Origin of the sequence: Sedimenticola sp., assembly GCF_050289425.1 — a bacterium.
Taxonomy (GTDB): Bacteria; Pseudomonadota; Gammaproteobacteria; order Chromatiales; family Chromatiaceae; genus Sedimenticola.
Genome location: NZ_JBNKFS010000001.1, coordinates 51325 through 70650, shown reverse-complemented (window position 1 = coordinate 70650; position 19326 = coordinate 51325). Strand labels below are relative to the sequence as shown.

Annotated in this window: 20 protein-coding genes; 13 read left to right on the top strand and 7 right to left on the bottom strand. The window is 53.9% G+C overall.

The genetic code is table 11. The features are described 5' to 3' along the window. The first annotated feature begins 19 nt into the window (after nucleotides 1–19). Both ACQY5R_RS00370 and truD read left to right on the top strand, forming a co-directional pair. The gene (locus ACQY5R_RS00370) at nucleotides 20–1921 is read left to right on the top strand and encodes an ATP-binding protein (RefSeq protein ID WP_428603223.1); all 1902 of its coding nucleotides are present in this window, start codon (nucleotides 20–22) and stop codon (nucleotides 1919–1921) included. Nucleotides 1922–1995: 74 nt separating this feature from the next. Further along, nucleotides 1996–3063, top strand: coding sequence for a tRNA pseudouridine(13) synthase TruD (gene truD, locus ACQY5R_RS00365; protein ID WP_428603221.1), 1068 nt, complete (start codon nucleotides 1996–1998; stop codon nucleotides 3061–3063). Here truD and ACQY5R_RS00360 read toward each other — a convergent pair. After that, the gene (locus ACQY5R_RS00360; RefSeq protein WP_428603219.1) at nucleotides 3015–3575 is read right to left on the bottom strand and encodes a Smr/MutS family protein; all 561 of its coding nucleotides are present in this window, start codon (nucleotides 3573–3575) and stop codon (nucleotides 3015–3017) included. The two genes, truD and ACQY5R_RS00360, sit on opposite strands and share 49 nt — an antisense overlap. A gap of 145 nt (nucleotides 3576–3720) precedes the next feature. On the opposite strand from ACQY5R_RS00360, the gene surE reads away from it, so the two are divergent. The 6 genes from surE to ACQY5R_RS00330 all read left to right on the top strand — a co-directional run bounded on the left by surE (nucleotide 3721) and on the right by ACQY5R_RS00330 (nucleotide 8624). Beyond that, nucleotides 3721–4473, top strand: a complete 753-nt coding sequence (surE, locus tag ACQY5R_RS00355) for a 5'/3'-nucleotidase SurE (RefSeq protein ID WP_428603217.1) — start codon at nucleotides 3721–3723, stop codon at nucleotides 4471–4473. Next, nucleotides 4470–5132 carry a protein-L-isoaspartate(D-aspartate) O-methyltransferase gene (locus ACQY5R_RS00350; protein WP_428603215.1) on the top strand — a complete coding sequence of 221 codons (663 nt, stop codon included), beginning with the start codon at nucleotides 4470–4472 and terminating at the stop codon, nucleotides 5130–5132. Before surE ends, ACQY5R_RS00350 begins: the two co-directional genes overlap by 4 nt. After that, on the top strand, nucleotides 5132–5716 hold the full coding sequence (locus ACQY5R_RS00345) for a YqaA family protein (protein ID WP_428603213.1): 585 nt from the start codon (nucleotides 5132–5134) through the stop codon (nucleotides 5714–5716). The genes ACQY5R_RS00350 and ACQY5R_RS00345 overlap by 1 nt, the downstream gene beginning before the upstream one ends. 119 nt (nucleotides 5717–5835) lie before the next feature. After that, nucleotides 5836–6660 carry a peptidoglycan DD-metalloendopeptidase family protein gene (locus ACQY5R_RS00340; protein ID WP_428603211.1) on the top strand — a complete coding sequence of 275 codons (825 nt, stop codon included), beginning with the start codon at nucleotides 5836–5838 and terminating at the stop codon, nucleotides 6658–6660. Between the two features lie 44 nt (nucleotides 6661–6704). Further along, nucleotides 6705–7679 (top strand): RNA polymerase sigma factor RpoS, encoded by a 975-nt coding sequence (rpoS, locus tag ACQY5R_RS00335; protein ID WP_428603209.1) that lies wholly within the window; start codon nucleotides 6705–6707, stop codon nucleotides 7677–7679. A 186-nt stretch (nucleotides 7680–7865) separates the two neighbouring features. Beyond that, complete coding sequence (locus ACQY5R_RS00330) at nucleotides 7866–8624, top strand: helix-turn-helix domain-containing protein (protein ID WP_428603207.1); 759 nt, start codon at nucleotides 7866–7868, stop codon at nucleotides 8622–8624. Nucleotides 8625–8640: 16 nt separating this feature from the next. On the opposite strand, the gene ACQY5R_RS00325 is transcribed toward ACQY5R_RS00330, so the two are convergent. Next, nucleotides 8641–9033, bottom strand: coding sequence for a SirB2 family protein (locus ACQY5R_RS00325; RefSeq protein WP_428603205.1), 393 nt, complete (start codon nucleotides 9031–9033; stop codon nucleotides 8641–8643). A gap of 270 nt (nucleotides 9034–9303) precedes the next feature. Here ACQY5R_RS00325 and ubiU point away from each other — a divergent pair, with 270 nt between their 5' ends. Together ubiU and ubiV are read left to right on the top strand one after the other, a co-directional pair. After that, nucleotides 9304–10299, top strand: coding sequence for a ubiquinone anaerobic biosynthesis protein UbiU (ubiU, locus tag ACQY5R_RS00320; RefSeq protein ID WP_428603203.1), 996 nt, complete (start codon nucleotides 9304–9306; stop codon nucleotides 10297–10299). 13 nt (nucleotides 10300–10312) lie between these two features. After that, nucleotides 10313–11233 (top strand): ubiquinone anaerobic biosynthesis protein UbiV, encoded by a 921-nt coding sequence (ubiV, locus tag ACQY5R_RS00315; protein WP_428603201.1) that lies wholly within the window; start codon nucleotides 10313–10315, stop codon nucleotides 11231–11233. 41 nt (nucleotides 11234–11274) lie between these two features. Here ubiV and ubiT read toward each other — a convergent pair whose 3' ends face one another. Together ubiT and cysG are read right to left on the bottom strand one after the other, a co-directional pair. Beyond that, entirely contained in the window at nucleotides 11275–11805 is a 531-nt protein-coding gene (gene ubiT / locus ACQY5R_RS00310) for a ubiquinone anaerobic biosynthesis accessory factor UbiT (protein WP_428603199.1), read from the bottom strand. Nucleotides 11806–11894: 89 nt separating this feature from the next. Beyond that, complete coding sequence (gene cysG, locus ACQY5R_RS00305; protein ID WP_428603197.1) at nucleotides 11895–13328, bottom strand: siroheme synthase CysG; 1434 nt, start codon at nucleotides 13326–13328, stop codon at nucleotides 11895–11897. 174 nt (nucleotides 13329–13502) lie between these two features. Between cysG and ACQY5R_RS00300 the strand changes: the two genes are divergently transcribed. The 3 genes from ACQY5R_RS00300 (at nucleotide 13503) to dsrE2 (ending at nucleotide 14724) form a co-directional block, all read left to right on the top strand. After that, on the top strand, nucleotides 13503–13823 hold the full coding sequence (locus ACQY5R_RS00300) for a rhodanese-like domain-containing protein (protein ID WP_428603195.1): 321 nt from the start codon (nucleotides 13503–13505) through the stop codon (nucleotides 13821–13823). Between the two features lie 147 nt (nucleotides 13824–13970). Further along, on the top strand, nucleotides 13971–14201 hold the full coding sequence (locus ACQY5R_RS00295) for a sulfurtransferase TusA family protein (RefSeq protein ID WP_428603193.1): 231 nt from the start codon (nucleotides 13971–13973) through the stop codon (nucleotides 14199–14201). A 43-nt stretch (nucleotides 14202–14244) separates the two neighbouring features. Continuing rightward, nucleotides 14245–14724 carry a sulfur carrier protein DsrE2 gene (dsrE2, locus tag ACQY5R_RS00290; protein ID WP_428603191.1) on the top strand — a complete coding sequence of 160 codons (480 nt, stop codon included), beginning with the start codon at nucleotides 14245–14247 and terminating at the stop codon, nucleotides 14722–14724. A 94-nt stretch (nucleotides 14725–14818) separates the two neighbouring features. Here dsrE2 and ACQY5R_RS00285 read toward each other — a convergent pair whose 3' ends face one another. The 3 genes from ACQY5R_RS00285 to ACQY5R_RS00275 form a co-directional block, all read right to left on the bottom strand. Next, nucleotides 14819–15379 carry a TlpA family protein disulfide reductase gene (locus ACQY5R_RS00285; RefSeq protein WP_428603189.1) on the bottom strand — a complete coding sequence of 187 codons (561 nt, stop codon included), beginning with the start codon at nucleotides 15377–15379 and terminating at the stop codon, nucleotides 14819–14821. Between the two features lie 3 nt (nucleotides 15380–15382). Beyond that, nucleotides 15383–16690, bottom strand: a complete 1308-nt coding sequence (locus tag ACQY5R_RS00280; RefSeq protein WP_428603187.1) for a peptidylprolyl isomerase — start codon at nucleotides 16688–16690, stop codon at nucleotides 15383–15385. A gap of 119 nt (nucleotides 16691–16809) precedes the next feature. Beyond that, on the bottom strand, nucleotides 16810–19230 hold the full coding sequence (locus ACQY5R_RS00275; RefSeq protein WP_428603185.1) for a hypothetical protein: 2421 nt from the start codon (nucleotides 19228–19230) through the stop codon (nucleotides 16810–16812). Nucleotides 19231–19326 lie beyond the last annotated feature (96 nt).

Genomic DNA, 19326 nt, shown 5'->3' with positions numbered 1-19326 from the left:
TCAAACTTCAGGGGAAGTGGTGACAATAGAGCGTAGAAATAGCCTCTCCTATAAGCAGGCGATGATTACCGTGATGACGGTATTTATCATCGGGCTGTTCATTTCGCTCTATCAGATTGCGGCAGACCTGAAGCAGGAAAAGCAGCATGTTGATCAGACCGTCAACCAGGTGCTCAGCCTGTTGAGATCGCCGGCTGCCCAGGCCGCCTATAGCCTGGATAATAATCTGGCTCAGCAGGTGGTGAATGGTCTGTTTGAATATCCGCCGGTTATTCAGGCTGAGATTCGGGATGATCTGGGTGGTCTCTTGGCCAGTGCGGAGCGGCCGCATGTGGACATGAGGTTGCGCCGCTTGGCGGATCTTCTGGTTGGGAGCAGCAAAACCTATCATTTACCTCTCTCTTGGGACGGTCGTGAACAGCCGGTCGGCATGGTCATTGTGTCGATAGATCCCTATCTGGTTACGGAAGGTTTCTTCGATCGTGCCGGGCGGATTCTATTGTTTGGAGTGGTGCGCAACCTGATACTCGCCCTGCTGTTGAGTATGATTTTCTACTACACCCTCACCAAGCCGATGATGGAGACGGCGGCCTCATTTGCCGCAATCAATCCCGGCGCTGCCCGATCCAAAAAGTTGGGTATTCCAAAAGGCCATCACAAGGATGAGATCGGACTGTTGATCGATAAAGCCAATCGGATGTTGGGTGAGTTTGAACTCCACATACAACAACAGGAGGAGGCAGAGGCAGAGTTGAATCGGTTGCGCAATCTATTGAGCAATGTGGTGGACTCCATGCCTTCTTCGCTGATCTGTGTCGATGTGGATTGCCATGTTATCCAATGGAACCGCCAAGCGGAAATTATCGCTGGCGTTTCCGCTGCCCGGGCGGTAGGACAAGACCTGGTAACGGCATTTCCTTTGCTGCAGCAAGAGGTCGAGCATGTTAAGGATGCTATCCGGAATGGCATCTCATCCCATGACCAGCGTCTTAAGTCGGCTGGGGAGGAGTCGGTGCGCCTCTATGATGTCACCATTTATCCACTGACGACCAACGGCATCGATGGCGCGGTGATCCGTGTGGATGATGTGACCGAACGGGTACGTATTGAAGAGATGATGATCCAGTCCGAGAAGATGCTCTCTATCGGTGGGTTGGCCGCCGGTATGGCACACGAGATCAACAATCCCCTGGCCGGCATATTGCAGAATATTCAGGTCATGCAGAATCGTATCCAGGGTGATCTGCCGGTCAATATCAAAACGGCGGAAGCCTGTGGTACCAATATAGAGTCGGTGACGCAATATCTCTCTGAACGCAAAGTCTATGAAATGATTGAGCGGATCAGGGAGTCCGGAAAACGTGCCGCAAAGATCGTCGATAATATGCTCAGCTTTAGCCGCAAAAGCAGACGGCATCTGCAACCCTGCAATGTAGAGGAGTTGCTGGAACAGACGCTGGATTTGGCGGCCAATGATTTTAGGCTTGAGGATGGGCTTGATTTCAGGCAGATAGCGATTGTCAGAGAGTATGATCAGGGTCTGCCGACCATAGAATGCGAACCCAGTCAGATTCAACAAGTGTTGCTTAACCTGTTGAAAAATGGTGCCCAGGCAATGGGGCAACAGCGTGAGCCGGGATACCAGCCGTGTTTCACACTTCGTGCGCAGGCGGAACCAGATTGGATCAGGATAGAGATTGAGGATAACGGCCCCGGTATCCCGGATGATCAGGTAACAAGGATTTTCGAACCCTTCTACACAACCAAACCGATCGGTATCGGTACCGGCCTGGGGTTGTCGGTCTCCTATTTCATTATCAAAGAAAATTATGGTGGAGAGCTGCGGGTGGAGAAGGCGCCGACAGGTGGCGCCCGTTTTGTGCTGCGGTTGCCTTACACGCAAGATGAACTCAAGGGCTGAGCTGGCACTATCTGTTCAGCGTGGCTGGACGGGTTCAGTTAGAATGGGCGTTTTCCACCGACTGAACAGCTACCGTGACAGAACAGAACCCAACCCCTTTACCCTTCGCTAACGGCGCACCTCAATGTCGTGGCGTTATCCGCTCTTGTCTCGATGACTTTGTTGTCGATGAGATTCCCCTTGTTGAGCCGGATGGCGAAGGGGAGCATCTGCTACTGCATGTGGAGAAACGCGACAGCAATACCGCCTGGGTAGCGGCATCGCTGGCCCGGCTGGCGGGTGTCCCGCGCGTGGATGTCAGTTATGCCGGACTAAAGGATCGGCACGCGGTAACCCGGCAGTGGTTCTCCATCCGTCTGGCCGGGAAACCGGAGCCGAATTGGAATGCTATTGAATCCAGTGAATTCAAGGTGCTGAACACCGCCAGGCACAGCCGCAAATTGCGTGTCGGTGCCTTGAAGGGGAACCGTTTTAAAATTCGGGTGAGAGCGTTTGAAGGGGATGAGGCCCTACTGCGGTCGACCTTGGAGAACATCGCGCGTGACGGCATCCCCAACTATTTTGGCGAACAACGTTTTGGCACGGATGATTCAAACCTGGTTTCTGCCCGCGCCCTATTCAATGGAGAACTGAAGCGAGTCAAGCGGGAGAAGCGTGGTTTTTATCTCTCGGCGGTTCGCTCACTGTTATTCAATAAAGTCCTGGCTGCCCGGGTTGCCGCCGGTAACTGGAATTGCCCGCTGGATGGGGAGCGCATGATGCTGGACGGGACCCGGAGCAGTTTTCCGGTCGGCGAAATCGATGAATCGATCCAGCTGCGACTGCAAGAGATGGATATTCACCTTTCCGGGCCTTTGTGGGGGCGTGGCGAAAGTCTGGTATCTGGAGCGGTAGCGGAGTTGGAGTCCGAGATATTGTCTTCGGATCTGTTCTGGCGGGAAGGGCTGGAACGATTCGGACTGCAGATGGAGCGGCGCGCCCTGCGGGTGGCGGTGAGCGATTTGACCTGGTCGTTTCAGGGGGGCGAGGTGGAGCTCTCTTTCCGCCTGCCGAAAGGCTGTTTCGCCACGGCCCTGTTGCGTGAGTGTATCGACTATCGCCAACCCTCGTCTTTCAGTCCCTTGCGCGAAAGCAGTACGTAAGCGGCGCCCGTCCCACCGTCAAATCGGGGGGCGGAGCAGAAGGCGAGCACCTCTTCACGTTGTCGCAACCATTGATTGATCTTCTGTTTCAGGATCGGCTGCCGGTCTTCCGAGCGGTATCCCTTTCCATGGATGATCTGCACAACCCGTAACCGGTGCCGGATGGCGTGGGCGAGGAATTCCGCCAGCGCCTTACGTGCCTCCACCACTCGAAGGCCGTGTAGGTCGAGCATATCCTCGGGAGGGATTTTGCCTCTCCGCAGTTCCTGAAACAGCCGATTTTGAACGCCGGGACGAATAAACGACAGCTCTTCCCCCGTCTCAATATTGAGGTCGAGGAAAGTATCGCTTAGGCCGTCGCCAGTCACTTTCGGGTTGAGGGGCAGCGGCACTGGATTTAACTTGGGCTTGTAAGGAGTTGCCTTATCGTGTTCATGACGAACGGCCCCATCCATCTCCTGCTGGAAAAGCAAATCCACCTCATCCGGTATCTGTCGTTCATCACCGCTCATAACGGAGTCAGTATATCAACTGATGTTCAATTCTGCCGCTATAGTGGGAATCCAGGCCGGGAATGGCACGCTGCGGTCGAGTAGTTGCGGCATTTCCAGTATAGTTTGGCCTTTAAATCAGCGCGGTGGGCACCTTGGTTTTTGTATGAAGATTTTACTGAGTAACGATGATGGCTACCTGGCCCCGGGCCTGAGGGCGTTGGCGGAGGAGCTGTCGACCCTGGCAGAGATTACCGTGGTAGCGCCAGAGCGTAACCGCAGTGGGGCCAGTAACTCATTGACACTGGAATATCCGCTGCGCGCAGAGCTGGCGGACAACGGTTTCATCCGGGTTGACGGGACACCGACCGACTGTGTCCACCTCGCCATCACCGGATTACTCGATGATGAACCGGACATGGTGATAGCCGGTATCAACGCCGGCGCCAACCTGGGTGATGATGTGCTCTACTCCGGCACGGTGGCGGCCGCCACGGAAGGGCGCTTTCTGGGCTTGCCGGCCATTGCCCTCTCGATGAATGCCCATGATCCAAAACACTTTGCAACCGGGGCGCGGGTGGCTAGAGAGTTAGTCGAGCATCTACAGCGGGAGCCGCTGGCTTCGGATACCATTATTAACGTGAATATCCCCGATCTCCCGTATGAGGAGCTGAAAGGGTTTCAGGTCACCCGGCTTGGGCATCGTCATCGTGCGGAACCAGTGGTGCGCGATACCGATCCGCGTGGGCGCACCATCTATTGGGTGGGGCCTGCCGGCCTGGAACAGGACGCCGGTTCCGGCACGGATTTTTACGCTGTCAGAGAGGGGTATGTGTCGGTGACGCCTCTCCAGGTGGATTTGACTCGGCATAGCGATATTGTCCGACTCCAGGACTGGTTGGGCAGGATGGGGCAATGAGCAGTTCAGTCCACCGCGGGATCGGTATGACCTCGCAGCGTACCCGAGAGCGCTTAATTCAGCGTCTGCGCGATGAAGGGATCAGCAACCAAGCCGTTCTGAGTGCGATCAGGAATACCCCACGGCATATATTTGTAGATGAAGCGTTGGCCAGCCGTGCCTATGAGGACACCGCATTACCGATCGGACAGGGACAGACGATCTCCCAGCCATTTATTGTGGCGCGCATGACTGAGCTGTTGTTGCAGACTCCCCAGATGGAGACGGTGCTGGAGATCGGTACCGGGTCTGGATACCAGACCGCCATCTTGTCAAAACTGGTCAAGCGCGTGTATAGCGTAGAACGGATCAAATCCCTGCAGTTGCAGGCCAGAAAACGTTTCCAGGAACTGCATATTCGAAATATTCGCCTGCACCACCGGGACGGCGGAATGGGGTTGCCCGAATATGCGCCTTTTGACGGCATTCTGGTTACCGCCGCCCCGGAGGGTATCCCGCGGGCATTGGTGGATCAACTGAGGGTGGGGGGCGCTATGATCCTGCCGATCGGTAATCGGTCAGAGCAGGTGCTGGTGCGGGTGACGCGCACTCGCACCGGCTATGAAAAGGAGCTACTGGAGCAAGTGATCTTTGTCCCGTTGTTAGGGGGGACTCTCTGATGCGGCTTTTCTCCAAGCTCTATGCGCGTGTGCTGCAGTGGTCGCGCCACCGCCATGCTCCCCGATTCCTGGCCGGGCTCAGTTTTGCCGAATCCTCTTTTTTCCCTGTTCCTCCTGACATCATGCTGGCTCCCATGACGCTGGCAAATCCGGGCAAGGCGTGGAAATTCGCTACCCTGACCACCATTGCCTCTGTGTTGGGCGGTCTTTTGGGATATCTGATCGGTCTGTTCGCATTCGAACTGGTCGAACCGTTACTCAAGGGAGCCGGCTACTTTCCCAAGTACTTACAGGTTCGCGAGTGGTTTACGGAGTGGGGCTTCTGGGCGATCTTTCTGGCCGGTTTCTCTCCCATTCCCTATAAGCTGTTTACCATCTCGGCCGGGGTGATCTCGATGGCCCTGTTACCGTTTATCCTGGCTTCCGTGATCGGTCGTGGCGCGCGTTTCTTTCTGGTGGCCGGCTTAATGGCATGGGGCGGGGAGCGCATGGAAGAATCACTGCATAAGTACATCGATCGTATCGGTTGGATTACAGTTTTGCTTATTGCCCTGGTTGTGATTTGGGTTAAGTTGAACCGGTAATCCGTTGCGTATGCATGAATGGGATATCAGGAGCAAACGTAAGATTGGTAGGCAAAGCGCATGGCAACATGATCGGACCGCGTCACGGAAGCCGTAGCGGGAAGGTTCCGGTTTGTGGCTTGCTGGCTGCGGATGCCGGTACCTATAGCATATGGCTGATCATTCTGTTGTCGATGGGACAACTGATCGGTTGCAGTGCGCCGGTGCGCGCGCCGGTAGTGTCCCGTGACCACCCGCCGGCCCAACAACGTAGCGCCCGGCCCAGCACGTATCATGTACAGCGAGGCGATACCCTCTACTCTATCTCCTGGCGATTTGGAATTGATTACGCCTCACTGGCCAGTTGGAATGGCATCCGTTACCCCTATACGATTTATCCCGGCCAGAAACTGCGCATGGCGCCAACCGGTCGTAGGTGGGCGGTCAAAAATTACCCGACAAAAACCCCACAAACCCAGGTTGCAGCGGGGAGTGATAAATCGGTAGCATCGGATAAGACGGTATCCAGATCCGTGTCCAAAGGAGTATCATCAAGTCAGGATGAAGAGAAAATAAGCAGTATTTCTCTAAAGTTACAATGGTTATGGCCGACAAAAGGCTCAGTAGTACAGCGTTTTGTTAAAGGCGACCCGATGAGAAAGGGCGTCAAGATCGAAGGTCGAATCGGTGAGCCGGTTAATGCTGCGGAGTCGGGCAAGGTGGTTTACGCCGGCAGTGGGTTGATCGGTTATGGGCGCTTGGTGATTATAAAACATAACAAGAATTATCTGAGCGCATACGGTTACAATAAAAAAATCCATGTGAAAGAAGGCGATACGGTTAAGAAAGGGATACGTATTGCGGAAATGGGCAGCGATGGTAACGGAAAACCCGTGCTTCATTTTGAGATCAGACGCAATGGTGCGCCGGTAGATCCATTGAAGTTGTTGCCCCGACATCCCTGATTTGCAGATCGAGTTATCCGCAGTGATTTGCCAGGAGGATTTATATGGTCAAGCGGCAGTTGGATAAGGAGAGAAAAGGGAAGTCCGGCCAGCCGGATTCCCCGGTCACTACAGCAAGGACAAAGCGGCCAGCGGATAGCGATGTCAGACTCATTGCCGAGAATGACGAAGCGACCAGCCAATCAGCCCAAATGGATGCTACGAGACTCTACTTGAGTGAAATCGGTGGGTCGAAACTGTTGACGGCGGAAGAAGAGGTCACCCTGGCCAGATTGGCCCAGAAAGGTGAGGTGGCTGCCCGACAGCGGATGATCGAAAGCAATCTGCGTTTGGTGGTGAAAATTGCCCGCCGTTATATGAATCGTGGGCTGGCGCTACTCGATCTGATCGAAGAGGGAAATCTGGGTTTGATTCGGGCGGTAGAGAAGTTTGATCCCGAGCGTGGTTTTCGTTTTTCGACCTATGCCACTTGGTGGATCAGGCAGACTATCGAAAGGGCGATTATGAATCAAACCCGTACGATTCGTTTGCCGATTCACGTGGTTAAGGAGATCAATGTCTATTTGCGTGCGGCACGAAAACTGACGCAACAACTTGACCACGAGCCAACGGCCGATGAAATTGCCGACTTGCTTGATAAGCCTATTGATGAAGTAAAACACATGCTCGGTCTCAATGAGCGTATTACCTCTGTCGATACGCCGTTTGGAAAAAACGCCGATAAACCGTTGCTGGATACCATCCCCGATGTGCAATCGGAAGATCCGTCCGATAGCCTGCAGAGTGAAGGGATGACGGCTAATCTGGATGATTGGCTAAACAAGTTGAATGAAAAGCAGCGGGAAGTGGTGGAGCGCCGGTTTGGGCTGCACGGGTATGAAAATGCCACCTTGGAACAGGTTGCCAACGAACTGGGGGTGACCCGGGAGCGGGTCAGGCAGATTCAGATGGACGCATTGAAGCGCCTGCGTGGTATATTAGAAAAGGATGGTTTTTCCGTGGAAGCGCTATTCAAATAATAATCGACTTGGCGTACCCAACCATGACACCCTGATCAGTTACCCCTGACAGGGTGTTGTGCTATATCGGACATTTTTTTGACTAAGTGCTGGCCGTTAATAGGAATTAATGCTAGAAACTGTATAAATAGTGCCGTTTTTGCGGCTGCATCCTGTGAAATTCAGTAACTGAATAACGATTGACGCATGGAAAGACAGAGAAAACATATTCCCCATATTGGACGCAGAAAGGTTTCGGATAAACCGGCGGCCGGTGAAGTAGCGTGTCAGGATTGCGGCTTGGATCCGATGTGCTCCATCCTGGAATATGCCGAAGAGGGAAGCCAGGTTCCTGAGGGCGTACTATTGAGGCGTCGCCAGGTAGCCAGAGGGGAGACTATATTTCTCAAGGACGACCCATTCAGGTCTGTTTTTGCCGTTAAATCCGGGTCATTTAAAACCTATGTTCCCAAGGTGTCCGGTTTTGATCAGGTCGTCGGCTTCCATTTGATTGGTGAACTGATCGGTATGGAAGGGCTCGCACCCCAACGTTACCCCTATACCGCGCGTGCGCTGCAGGACAGTAGCGTTTGTGAATTGCGTATGGAGTCGCTGTCGAATACCGGATATCTGTTGGAGGAGCTACAGCAGGGCATTATCAGTATGTTGAGTGCCGAGGTGGCTTTTAATCATCAGCTGATTACGACGCTGATACATCAGAGCGCGGACCAGCGGCTGGCCGGTTTTCTGCTTAACCTGACTAAAAGGTTGCATTCAAGGGGCATGCGTCAGGTAGAGTTTCAAATCGGCATGTCCAGAAGTGATATCGGCAGTTACCTTGGATTGGCGAGTGAGACGGTTAGCCGAGTGTTGACGCGCTTCCAGAAGAATGGCCTGATTCAGCTTCGTCATAAGCGGTTGCGCCTGCTGGACGCGGAGGGCTTGGCCGAGATCGCCGAGCACTAGAGCCTGGGGGTCTTCTTTATCCGAGAAAGAACTGCCAGGGAAGCGGCATCCGGGTGAGGGCAACCGAGACGATATAGCCTGCCGTAGCCAGTGCCAGCAGTCCACACAAGATCCGTCCGGATCGCGATTCCACCCATTTAAAAGCCAGCATACCCAGTAGGATGTAGACCAGTAACGCCGTCAGCTTGGCGGTCAGCCAGGGGGCTGAAAAAGGGTACTGATGGCTCATTACCGCCAGGGTAATGCCGGCAAACAGGAGCAGCGTATCATTGCTCTGTGACAGCAGGCGCACCCAGCGCCGGTTAAACAGTCTCGAACCTCGCAACATCCAGAAAAAACGCACGACGAAAAAACTGATGGTGAATATCACCGTGCTGACGTGCAGAGTTTTAATCCAGTAGTAGGTCATGGGTCCGTTACTGTGCCGAGAGTGCGAGCGAAGCATACCTGTTACGACCGTTCAGGCCAAGGCGGGTCAGGTGGTGGTTAGTATGGTCAATATACCCATGTGATTTAGGGGTTGTTTCTGCACTACCGGGGAAGGGATAATTAACTTAGAAAAACTGCAGGAAATCCCGCTCAGTTTATTGGCGAGCTGCCGGTGTGATATCGAATTGCCTATATTCGACCGGTAATGGCCACTCCTGCCTTATTACCCACTACCCGAGTGAGTCAGTCGATGGAATTAGTATGTCCTGCCGGAAATCTACCCTCCCTCAAGGCCGCGGTTGATAACGGGGCCGATGCCGTCTATTTCGGATTCCGTGATGACACCAATGCCCGGCATTTCGCCGGTCTCAATTTCGGGCCTGCCAAGATTGCCGAAGGCATCCAGTACGCCCGGCAACGCGGGGTGAAGGTATTCTTGGCGCTCAACACCTATCCCCAGCCGGATGGCTGGAGTCGTTGGCAGAATGCGGTGGATCAGGCGGCTGAACTGGCGGTGGATGCCATGATCGCCGCCGATATCGGCGTACTGGACTATGCAGCGAATCGCTATCCTGAACTCAAGCTGCATCTCTCTGTGCAAGGTTCTGCCACCAATTATGAGGCGCTTCAGTTCTATAAGGATAACTTTGGTATCCGTCGGGCTGTGTTGCCAAGGGTACTCTCGCTCAGCCAGGTGCAGCATGTCGTCAACAACAGTCCGGTCGAGGTCGAAGTATTCGGTTTTGGCAGCCTCTGCGTTATGGTGGAAGGCCGCTGCATCCTCTCCTCTTACGCTACCGGTCGTTCTCCCAATACCTATGGTGCCTGTTCACCGGCCAGCCATGTCGAGTGGCGTGAGACTTCGGAAGGGCTTGAGACCCGCTTGGGCGGGGTGCTGATAGACCGTTTTGCCAAGGGAGAGAATGCCGGTTATCCCACCCTCTGCAAAGGGAGTTTCCGGGTTGGCGGCAATACCTACCATGCCATGGAAGAGCCGACCAGCCTCAATACACTGGAACTGCTTCCGCAGCTTCAAGCCGCCGGGGTGGCGGCGATAAAGATCGAAGGGCGCCAGCGTAGTCCGGTCTATGTACAGCAAGTGGCCAGGGTTTGGCGCGCAGCCCTGGATGCATGTCAGCGGGATCCGGAAAATTATCGCCCCCAGGCGGAATGGATGGCCGAATTGGGCAAAGTATCCGAAGGGACGCAAACTACTCTTGGCGCTTATAGCCGCCCCTGGCAGTAAGGTACTCTGGGTCATGAATAGAAAGCCGAAACTCTCGCTCGGTCCGGTGCTTTATTACTGGGCAAAGGACCAATTACTCGATTTTTATGCAGAGATGGCGGATTCGCCGGTGGATATTATCTATCTGGGGGAGACAGTCTGCTCCAAGCGCACGTTGATGCGCACGGATGACTGGTTCGCGCTGGCAGAGCGGTTGGCGGCAGTCGGGAAGGAGGTGGTCTTCTCCACCTTGGCGTTGCTGGAAGCCGAATCTGAGCTGAAGCGCCTGCGGCGGTTTTGCGACAACGGTGCGCACATGGTAGAAGCCAATGATATGGGGGCTGTGCAACTGATGCGCGGCAAACCTTTTGTCGCGGGGCACAGCGTCAATATCTATAACGACAGGACTCTCAACCTGTTGGCCAAGCAGGGTCTCAAGCGCTGGGTATTTCCGGTGGAGCTCTCCAAGCAGACGCTGAAAACCATGCAGACACTGCGGCCGGCGGGTGTTGAGACCGAGCTATTTGCCTTTGGGCGTTTGCCCCTGGCCTATTCGGCACGCTGTTTTACCGCCCGGTCCTTCAATCTGCCAAAAGACGATTGCCAGTATCGTTGTCTCGACTACCCGGACGGGTTGACTCTATCGGCCCAGGACGATACCCGTTTCCTCGCCTTGAACGGTATCCAGACCCAATCGGCCCATACCTTCAACCTGCTCGGAGAGCTGGAGCAGATACAGGCATTGGAGGTGGATGTGTTGCGCATCAGTCCGCAGGCTCGCCATACCGGCAAGGTGATCGATTTGTTCCAGGGTTGCCTGCAGGGCGATATTGAGCGGGAAACCGGCATGGAAAAGCTTGAGAAGTTATTGCCGGTGGGTTCCTGCAATGGCTACTGGCACGGGGATGCCGGAATGGAAAACCGCGCTCACGCGGCGGCTCAGACGCTTGTCTAAGCGAAAGTCCGGGTAAACGTCGTCGACTGGGTGACCGGTTACTAGCTGCGTCGACCCAGTTTGGGAAAGGGCAGCTTCGGGATTGCTAGACGCGGTATACGTCCAATCAGGGTGGTAGCGCCGTTCATCATCTGCAGGAACGGGCCGATGCGGACATCCAGTTCCAGTGCATCCAGGAAGTTTTTAACATAGAGTCCCAGCTCCGTGTCGCCACCGAGTCGCAGACGGCGGTTAAAAAACAGCGTGTCGGCATCTTCTCGGCGGGTAGCCAGCAGCAGAAAATCGTAGATAGAGCCTTCAATACTCAGGTCGTGGGGGCACTTGGTGTCAGCGGCGGCCAATACCCCCTGGCTCAGGGTTATGCTGAAGTGGAGTTTGGCATCGACCACATCCACTCGCATGATCTTCCCTTCCAGAAAGTCCAGTTCCCCATCCGCCAATTCAGGTCCGAACAGTTTGTTCAGCAACCTCGCCATCACCTGGCTGTAAGTTTTGCCAGGCACCAGGCTCAGGGGCAGTGCCAGCGGCGCGGGCAGGTAAGGGTTAACGGGAAGATGGGTGGTGTTGTTCATTCTGAATGCCTGTCTACTTGCTCGCTTGAGCCAATCCTCGGGATGTTGGCTCTATTTGTCAATGAATTCAGTAATTTTCTCGCCGTCACTTAATCCGCAGTCGGACCGATCGGGGAGGTGGCGCCCCGGCGCGGCACTTCAGGGGTTTTGTACCAGCTCAGTTTCTCCTGCAGTTGCACGACCTCACCGACAATAATCAGTGTCGGAGGTTTGGGTTGCTCCCGCTCTACGATGGCCTGGATGCTGGCCAGGGTGCCGGTGAATACCTTCTGTTTTTCGGTGGTACCCTGTTGGATTAGTGCGATAGGCATCTCCGGCGAGACACCATGCTCAATCAGCTTTTCGATGATCACCGGCAGACCAACCAGCCCCATATAGAACACCACGGTTTGATGTGGCTGGGCGAGTTGACCCCAATTCAGGTTAATAGAGCCATCCTTCAGGTGGCCGGTAACAAAGGTAACGGATTGCGCATAGTCCCGATGGGTCAGGGGAATGCCGGAGTAGGCGGCACAGCCTGAAGCAGCGGTAATAGCGGGTACAACCTGGAACGGCACGCCCTCCGCGGAGAGGGTATCGATCTCTTCTCCTCCACGTCCGAAAATAAACGGGTCACCACCTTTGAGGCGGACAACCCGTTTGCCCTTTTTCGCCAGATCGACCAGCAATTGGTTGATCTCTTCCTGGCGCATGGCGTGATGGTCACGCTCTTTGCCGACATAAATCCGTTCAGCATCCCGGCGGGTCATCTCCAGCACGGGGGCCGCGACCAGCCGGTCATAGACCACGACATCGGCCTGTTGCATCAGCCGCAGGGCGCGGAAGGTGAGCAGATCCGGGTCGCCGGGACCACCACCAACCAGATAAACCTCACCCATACCATCACCGGGTTCGGTGCTGTCCAGTGCCCGCTGCATACTGATATAGGCTTCTTCGATGTGGCCGGAAAAGACCCGCTCTGCCACACCGCTTTGCAGAATCTTTTCCCAGAATAGGCGACGATCTTTGGGATCTTGGAAGCGGGCCTTGACCCGGTCCCGGAAGCGATTGGCCAATTCAGCCAAGCGACCGTATCCGGCAGGAATCAATGTCTCCAGCCGGCTACGTATGATCCGCGCCAATACGGGTGAGGCACCACCGGTTGAAATGGCAGCGACGACCGGGGAGCGGTCGATAATAGAAGGTGTGATAAATGTGCAGAGTTCAGGCTGGTCGACGACATTCACCGGTAGGTGGCGGTCGCGTGCCTGTTCGGAAACTTGGCGGTTTACGGCGGGGTCATTGGTGGCGGCAATGACCAGATAGGCATCATCCAGGTCTGTACTCTGAAATTCCCGAGCCGTATGTGTTATCAGGCCTTTATCCAACGACGCCTGCAGATCGGCACAGAGCGTTGGTGATACTACGTGTATCTTGCCTTGCGCTTTCAGTAGAAGTGTAACCTTCCTGGCAGCGACATCGCCCCCGCCAACCACCAGACTTGTTCTGTTTTTAACATCGAGGAAAATGGGAAAGAAATCCATCAGTTACCTTCGTAAGCGGTGTTTGGGCCCGTGAGCCTGAATGCCGTGCCCATTGAATGAGGCGGAACTCTAACATGTGGTCCAGGGTGGAACAATAACCACCCTCGGCTTGTATATATTAGTAAATCTATAATATACTAAATAACTAGGTTAATCATCACAAGAGTGTGGCGCGTGGTTAAAGAGATCAATTCCCAGGAACTTGAAAGTAAACTGGCTGCAAACGAGGATATCTACCTTTTGGATATTCGTAGCGAAGCGGAAGTAGTGGGCGGCATGTTGCCTTCATCGAAACATCTACCCATGCATCTTATTCCTCTTAAAATAACGGAATTCTCCCAGGATAAGGATATCGTGCTCTATTGTCGCAGTGGTGCCCGCTCTTATCATGCATGCCGATATCTGATGCAGCAGGGGTTTGACAATGTGATTAATCTGCGAGGGGGAATTATCGACTGGGCGAGGCAAGGCTACCAACTCGTTGCACATGGATAATCGCCTGTTTGACAGATGTTTTCTGCCGGATAGAGGGGTGTAATGCGCCAACCACAACTTTGGTGCGGGCTTGCGTTTGGCTGATAATTAGAATATAAGATACGACTGATTTTCAAACAATGAAACACAAAGATCTGGAGGTTTACCATGGCTGATTTTGACGACGAATTGGATGCAAGTGGACTGAATTGCCCACTGCCCATTTTGCGCGCAAAGAAAAGTCTGACCGCAATGGAGTCAGGCAAAGTGCTACATATCATCGCAACTGACCCCGGTTCAGTTAAAGATTTTGAGGCATTTTCCAAGCAGACCGGCAATGAGCTGATGGAATCCCGTGAAGAAGGCGGTAAATTCCACTTTCTGATCAAGAAATCCTGATCCGGTCAACCGGATCACGCCTCATCCACTGGAGGATATTCAGATGGAAACGAAAAAATTAGCCATTATTGCAACCAAAGGTTCTTTGGATTGGGCTTATCCGCCTTTTATCCTGTCATCTACTGCTGCGGCGCTTGGCTATGAAGTTGAGATTTTCTTCACCTTTTACGGTCTGCAGTTGCTGCGTAAAAAGCTGGATCTTCAGGTCACCCCGCTGGGTAATCCTGGCATGCCTATGCCGCTCGGCATGGACAAGTGGTTCCCGGTTCTTGGTACTGCACTACCCGGTATGCAGTCCGTGATGACCATGATGATGAAAAAGAAGATGGCTGATAAAGGCGTAGCTAGCCTTGAAGAGCTGCGCGAGCTGTGTCAGGAAGCGGAGGTTAAGCTGATTGCCTGTCAGATGACAGTAGATCTGTTTGATATGGATACGTCTGAATTCATCGATGGTATCGAATATGCGGGTGCTGCCCGTTTCTTCGAGTTTGCCGGAGAGAGCGATATCTGCCTCTATATCTGATCGGTGAGTTGTTAAAAAAAGAAAAGGCCGCATTCTGTTGCGGCCTTTTTTTGTGTAGGAGAACAGCAGCGGGGATCACGGCTTTTGCTACTCATTAGATGAGTGGCAGGACAAATTCGTTAAAGGTCTCCTGATCAAGTTGGCCTCGGTGGATGTAGGTAATTTCACCGTTTCGATCGATGATTACGGTATAAGGAACGATGCGTTGCGGATTTCCCCATTCCGTCAACAACGCGTCACTATTGGCCGGATCGGCAATCAGAACCGGGTAGTTCACGGAGAGTGAGCGGCTGGCATTCTGCAATTTTCGCTCTTCATCGATCCCAAGGCCGATGATCTGCAGACCTTTGGTTGCATACTGCTCCTGGTAGCGAACAAAATCCCTGATTTCGTATTGGCAGGGTGCACACCAGCTGGCCCAGAAGTTAAGCATGATTACCTGACCCTTCCATTCACTCAGGGAGTGTTGTTTTCCATCCAGGCCCTGCAGGGAGAAGGGGGGCAGGCTCCAGGCATTACGCGTCTTCGCCGGCAGCGTCGTGGTAGCCGTACGTTTTCCTGAATCGTTGAGGGGGTCAGGCTGCGTGCTTGCAAGGGTTGTGTTTTGCAGTGTAAGCAGTAACAGGGCTAAACCCACTAGGTTGAGAGACCGCATTTTTCAACTTCCACCGGATGCAGATGTTTTGGTCGATGGATTTGTATCCTCCTTGATGACATTCCACACTACGCGATGACGTTTTTCCAGTTCCTGGAGATAGGTGTTCATTTTCTCTGAAATGACCGCTTGAAGCAGGCGATCCCTGACACCGCTAAAGGTCTTCGTGCTCCCAGGTCTGCGCTCAAGGATGGTAATGATATGAAAGCCTGCAGGCGTCTCAATGACGCCACTGATTTCGTTGTCTGCCAGTTTTGATAGCGCCTGTTCTATTTGCGGCATACCGCGGCCGGGCTGGATCCAGCCCATATCGCCATTCCGTGACCGGCCATAGGGGTCAATGCTGTATTGTCCTGCCAGATTGAACAGGCTTTCCCCCGCCAGTATACGTTGGCGGAAAGATTCCGCCTGTTTGCGATTGGCTACGATCAGTTGGCCAATGTGGCGCCGTTCCTCGATCTGGCCAAACTCCGGGTGAAGCCGGAAGTAATCTTTTAGTGTCTGATCATCAGGCACCCACTCCCGCTGCTTTTGCTCTACAAGCAGGGCGGGGAGGCGTTCGTCCCCAAAGGCTTTCACGCGAGGACTGACATCGACTTCCTCTTCTTCGGCAGCCTTGGCGATCAGAAGCAGCTCAGCACGCTTGTAGAGTTGGTCATTGAGCCAGGCTGAATTGATCTGTTTCTTGTCGATTCTGTCCGGCGCGATGTCTCCATAAGTGATCTGGATGCCGTCGCCTTCAAGAAGTAGGGTATCGTCGCTACTTTTTGGCAGGAGTCGCTCCTCGTGGATGCGTACATGGTATTTGTCCCGCAGTTTCTGGAGCGTCAGCATACGCAATCCCCGATAGCGATCCGCCAGGTAGGCGGACCTGGCCGCAGCAAAACCATCGGCATTTCCTTTAAACTGCGATTTCATCGCCGCCACCGCCTCTTCGGGTATCTGAATGCGGCTACGCAATTTATCCATATAGTGCCGATACAGCTGACTAAGGCGAAAATCATTCATCTCCTTGATAAATATTGTGTTTTTGTCTACTCCTTGGTGAGTTGCCTCCAGGTAAAGGAGGCGTGAAATAACCATTCGCCGAAGCAGGTCACCACGGATCGCTGCTTGATCATCCTCGTTCATCGCGATGAATTGGGTTGCAAAGGGGGAGCTGGCAACAGCCATTTCCAGCTGATCGGAAGTAATGGTCAGATTGTCTACGGTGGCAAGAACCTGGGATTCGGCTTTGGCGTAGAGCAGGGGTGTGGCAAGCATGATGACCAGAGTCAGGCCATAGTTAAAATACTTTTTTAGCATCTTCATCGGGTTCCTGCGGATAGGGATACCGGATAACACCGCCCAGTAGTGTAACCACCAGGCGGTGTTGCAACGTATGTTGAATACCTGACCGGCCAAATTTGGCCGGTCAGGATGGAGTGTTTTTACTCCTCTGGGATTTTACCGCCTAGATCGGGTGCGCTGGCATGCATCCAGGAGACCGCCGCATCGAAGTCATTCAGGATCGGTTTTCCTTTCCATACATGTTCTTTGTCGTCGGCTATCAAGGGCACCCCAGCCGTATTGGTTACATGGCAGGAGGCACATTTGAAGGGTCCGTGGGAACCGTCAGGGTTGTATTGTGCGGCCTGCTTGTAACTGGTGACGTCGGTGTTCGGGGTCACCGGGTAGAGTCCATGAATAGACTCGTGGCAGGTCTGGCAGGCAAGGCCTGCATGGCCCTTTGAGTAACGCATCAGGCTGTGCTTACCAGGCTGGTTGATCGGATACGCCATGCCCCCTTGTCCTTCAACGAAGGGCGCGGCGTGACAGTCGGCGCAGTGGGGTGCACCGGCTGCAAGCCAGTAATCACGGCCATGCGTGGCGGCGTCATAAGGTACCGCCAAGGCTCCGGTGGCACCCTCGGGCAGTTTCAGTGACTTGGGATCGACGGCCGGGTTAGCGGAGAGAATCGAAACATTGATATCACCGTCCGCATCCTTGGTGACCATCGGCCCGTTACCTTTCAAGGCAATGACAGCGATGTCCGGAACCAGCCGTTTCTTGGCCCAGGTCAGGAGGATACCGGATTTGCCCGGGGTATCTTCGCCTTTGTCATTCAGCACCACCTTTGGGTCGAGGTAGCGCTCTTCCAGCTCCTTGCGACTGACGCCTATGGCGGCGGCGATCTCATCCAGAGATTTGTTTCGCAAGGTCTGGCCTTCTTGCTTGAAGGCGTTTGTCAGGTTATCACGCTGGTAGAGCTCTCGGGTTAGCTGGGTATGGCAGTTGGTGCACCACAAGCCCTTTCCGCCACGGTCATTACCGATGTTGGAAACATTGGCTTGCAGCCATTTTCCGATGGCATTGAGGTTTTCACCGGTCTCTACACCATCTCTATCCTTATTCGGATTGGCGTGAACGTCACGCCCCACATAACAGCCACCGGCAGCATCCCGATTGTCTCGGTTGGCGTAGGCATTCTTACCGTCCGGGGTGATGGGATAGCCTTCCATACCGCCATCTTGACGATGGGCAGGATGACATCCCTGGCAGGCGGCGGTTCGGCCCTGGCTGTCGGGCATCGGAGCTCGGGTCTGGTGTACCGTGTGAATCGCTTCGGTCAAGGCGGGTATCCGCTTCTCCTCACCGGTCTTTGGATCCTTAAAGGTGTTGGAGGCGAGTACGCCAATCACGTTATCGGCGTGACACTTTTGGCATAAAACCGGGTCCCTTCCCAGTCGGTTGCTGACCGCTCGGCTATCCGGATTGTAGTTCTTTAGGAAGTCTGTGCCGTTGGTGTCATCGTGGATTTCCATAATAGAAATGGAAGTCGCCTTCAGGTTGGCGATCCAGTCGCTGGCACCCAGGCCTTTCCAGAAAGCACGCTCTTGCTTATAGAGGTTGTATTTGTCGCCGTTGGCCGTTTTGTTAGCGTGGCAGTTGGCGCAGTTGGGAATGTCGATGGGGCTGGTTCCCACAAAACTGACCGGTTTCCCACTGTGGCTGTCAAGCACGGGCTTGCCGCTGTCAGCATCCACCAGCGAGACCCATGCTTCCTGGAACGGCTGGATGTCACTTTCCACCAAGGTCAAGGGGGACTTGGCAGCGGCGGTATCGGTGAAAGGTGTCAGGGGGAGGCCCAGGGCGTCCCAGATACCCGGGTTGGTCAGCAGTATGGGGACATTATCCAATACCGGGGACTTGGTATAGACCAACGTACCTTCTTCTCCCGTGTAATGAAGGAAACCATCCTTCATCGGGCTTGCTACGGCCGCACCTGCGGGGCCGTTGTCGCGGGGTATGGGGATCTGCATGCCGACAAACAGCTTTTCACTGTCCTTGCTGGTCCCTTTTGGGTTGGTACCCTTCAGGTCCTTATAGACATAAAGGTGGGTAAAGTAGGCGTTGGCGACGTTCTCATTCTCGCTATATTTACCGTCGCCGTTTACATCGTACGGTACATCCCAATATTTCAGTTTGCTGCCTTCTGAATAGGTGTTGTCGATATGACCGTAAGCCAGCTTAAAGCGCTTCTTACCATCCACCAGGACACTGTGGTCTTTTTCATCGGCCTCCAATAGTTCCGGCCACTTCTTTTTGCCTTCAGCGGTTTTCACCACTTGTGATTGGACGGAGTTATAGGGTGGCAGCACACAACAGTAGGTAAAATCAAAGCCGGTGCAGTGCATGCCCAGTTCATAGTTAATGGTAATGTTGTAATCGTTTTTTGGTTCGGTGTGCGCTGGGACAACAGCGGCGTTCTTCTCCGCACTGGTTGGTGCGTTCGTTTTTTGGCTGGTGCAACCCAACATGGTCGACACCGCAACAGCGCACGCCACAACGGCAAATGCTCGTCTGGTCATTTGGTATATACCCCCTTCGGATTGTGTGATTCGACTGCATCCAGCGGTTTTTATTATTTCTGAATGCTAGCCCCCTCCCGGTGAATCGTTATTATT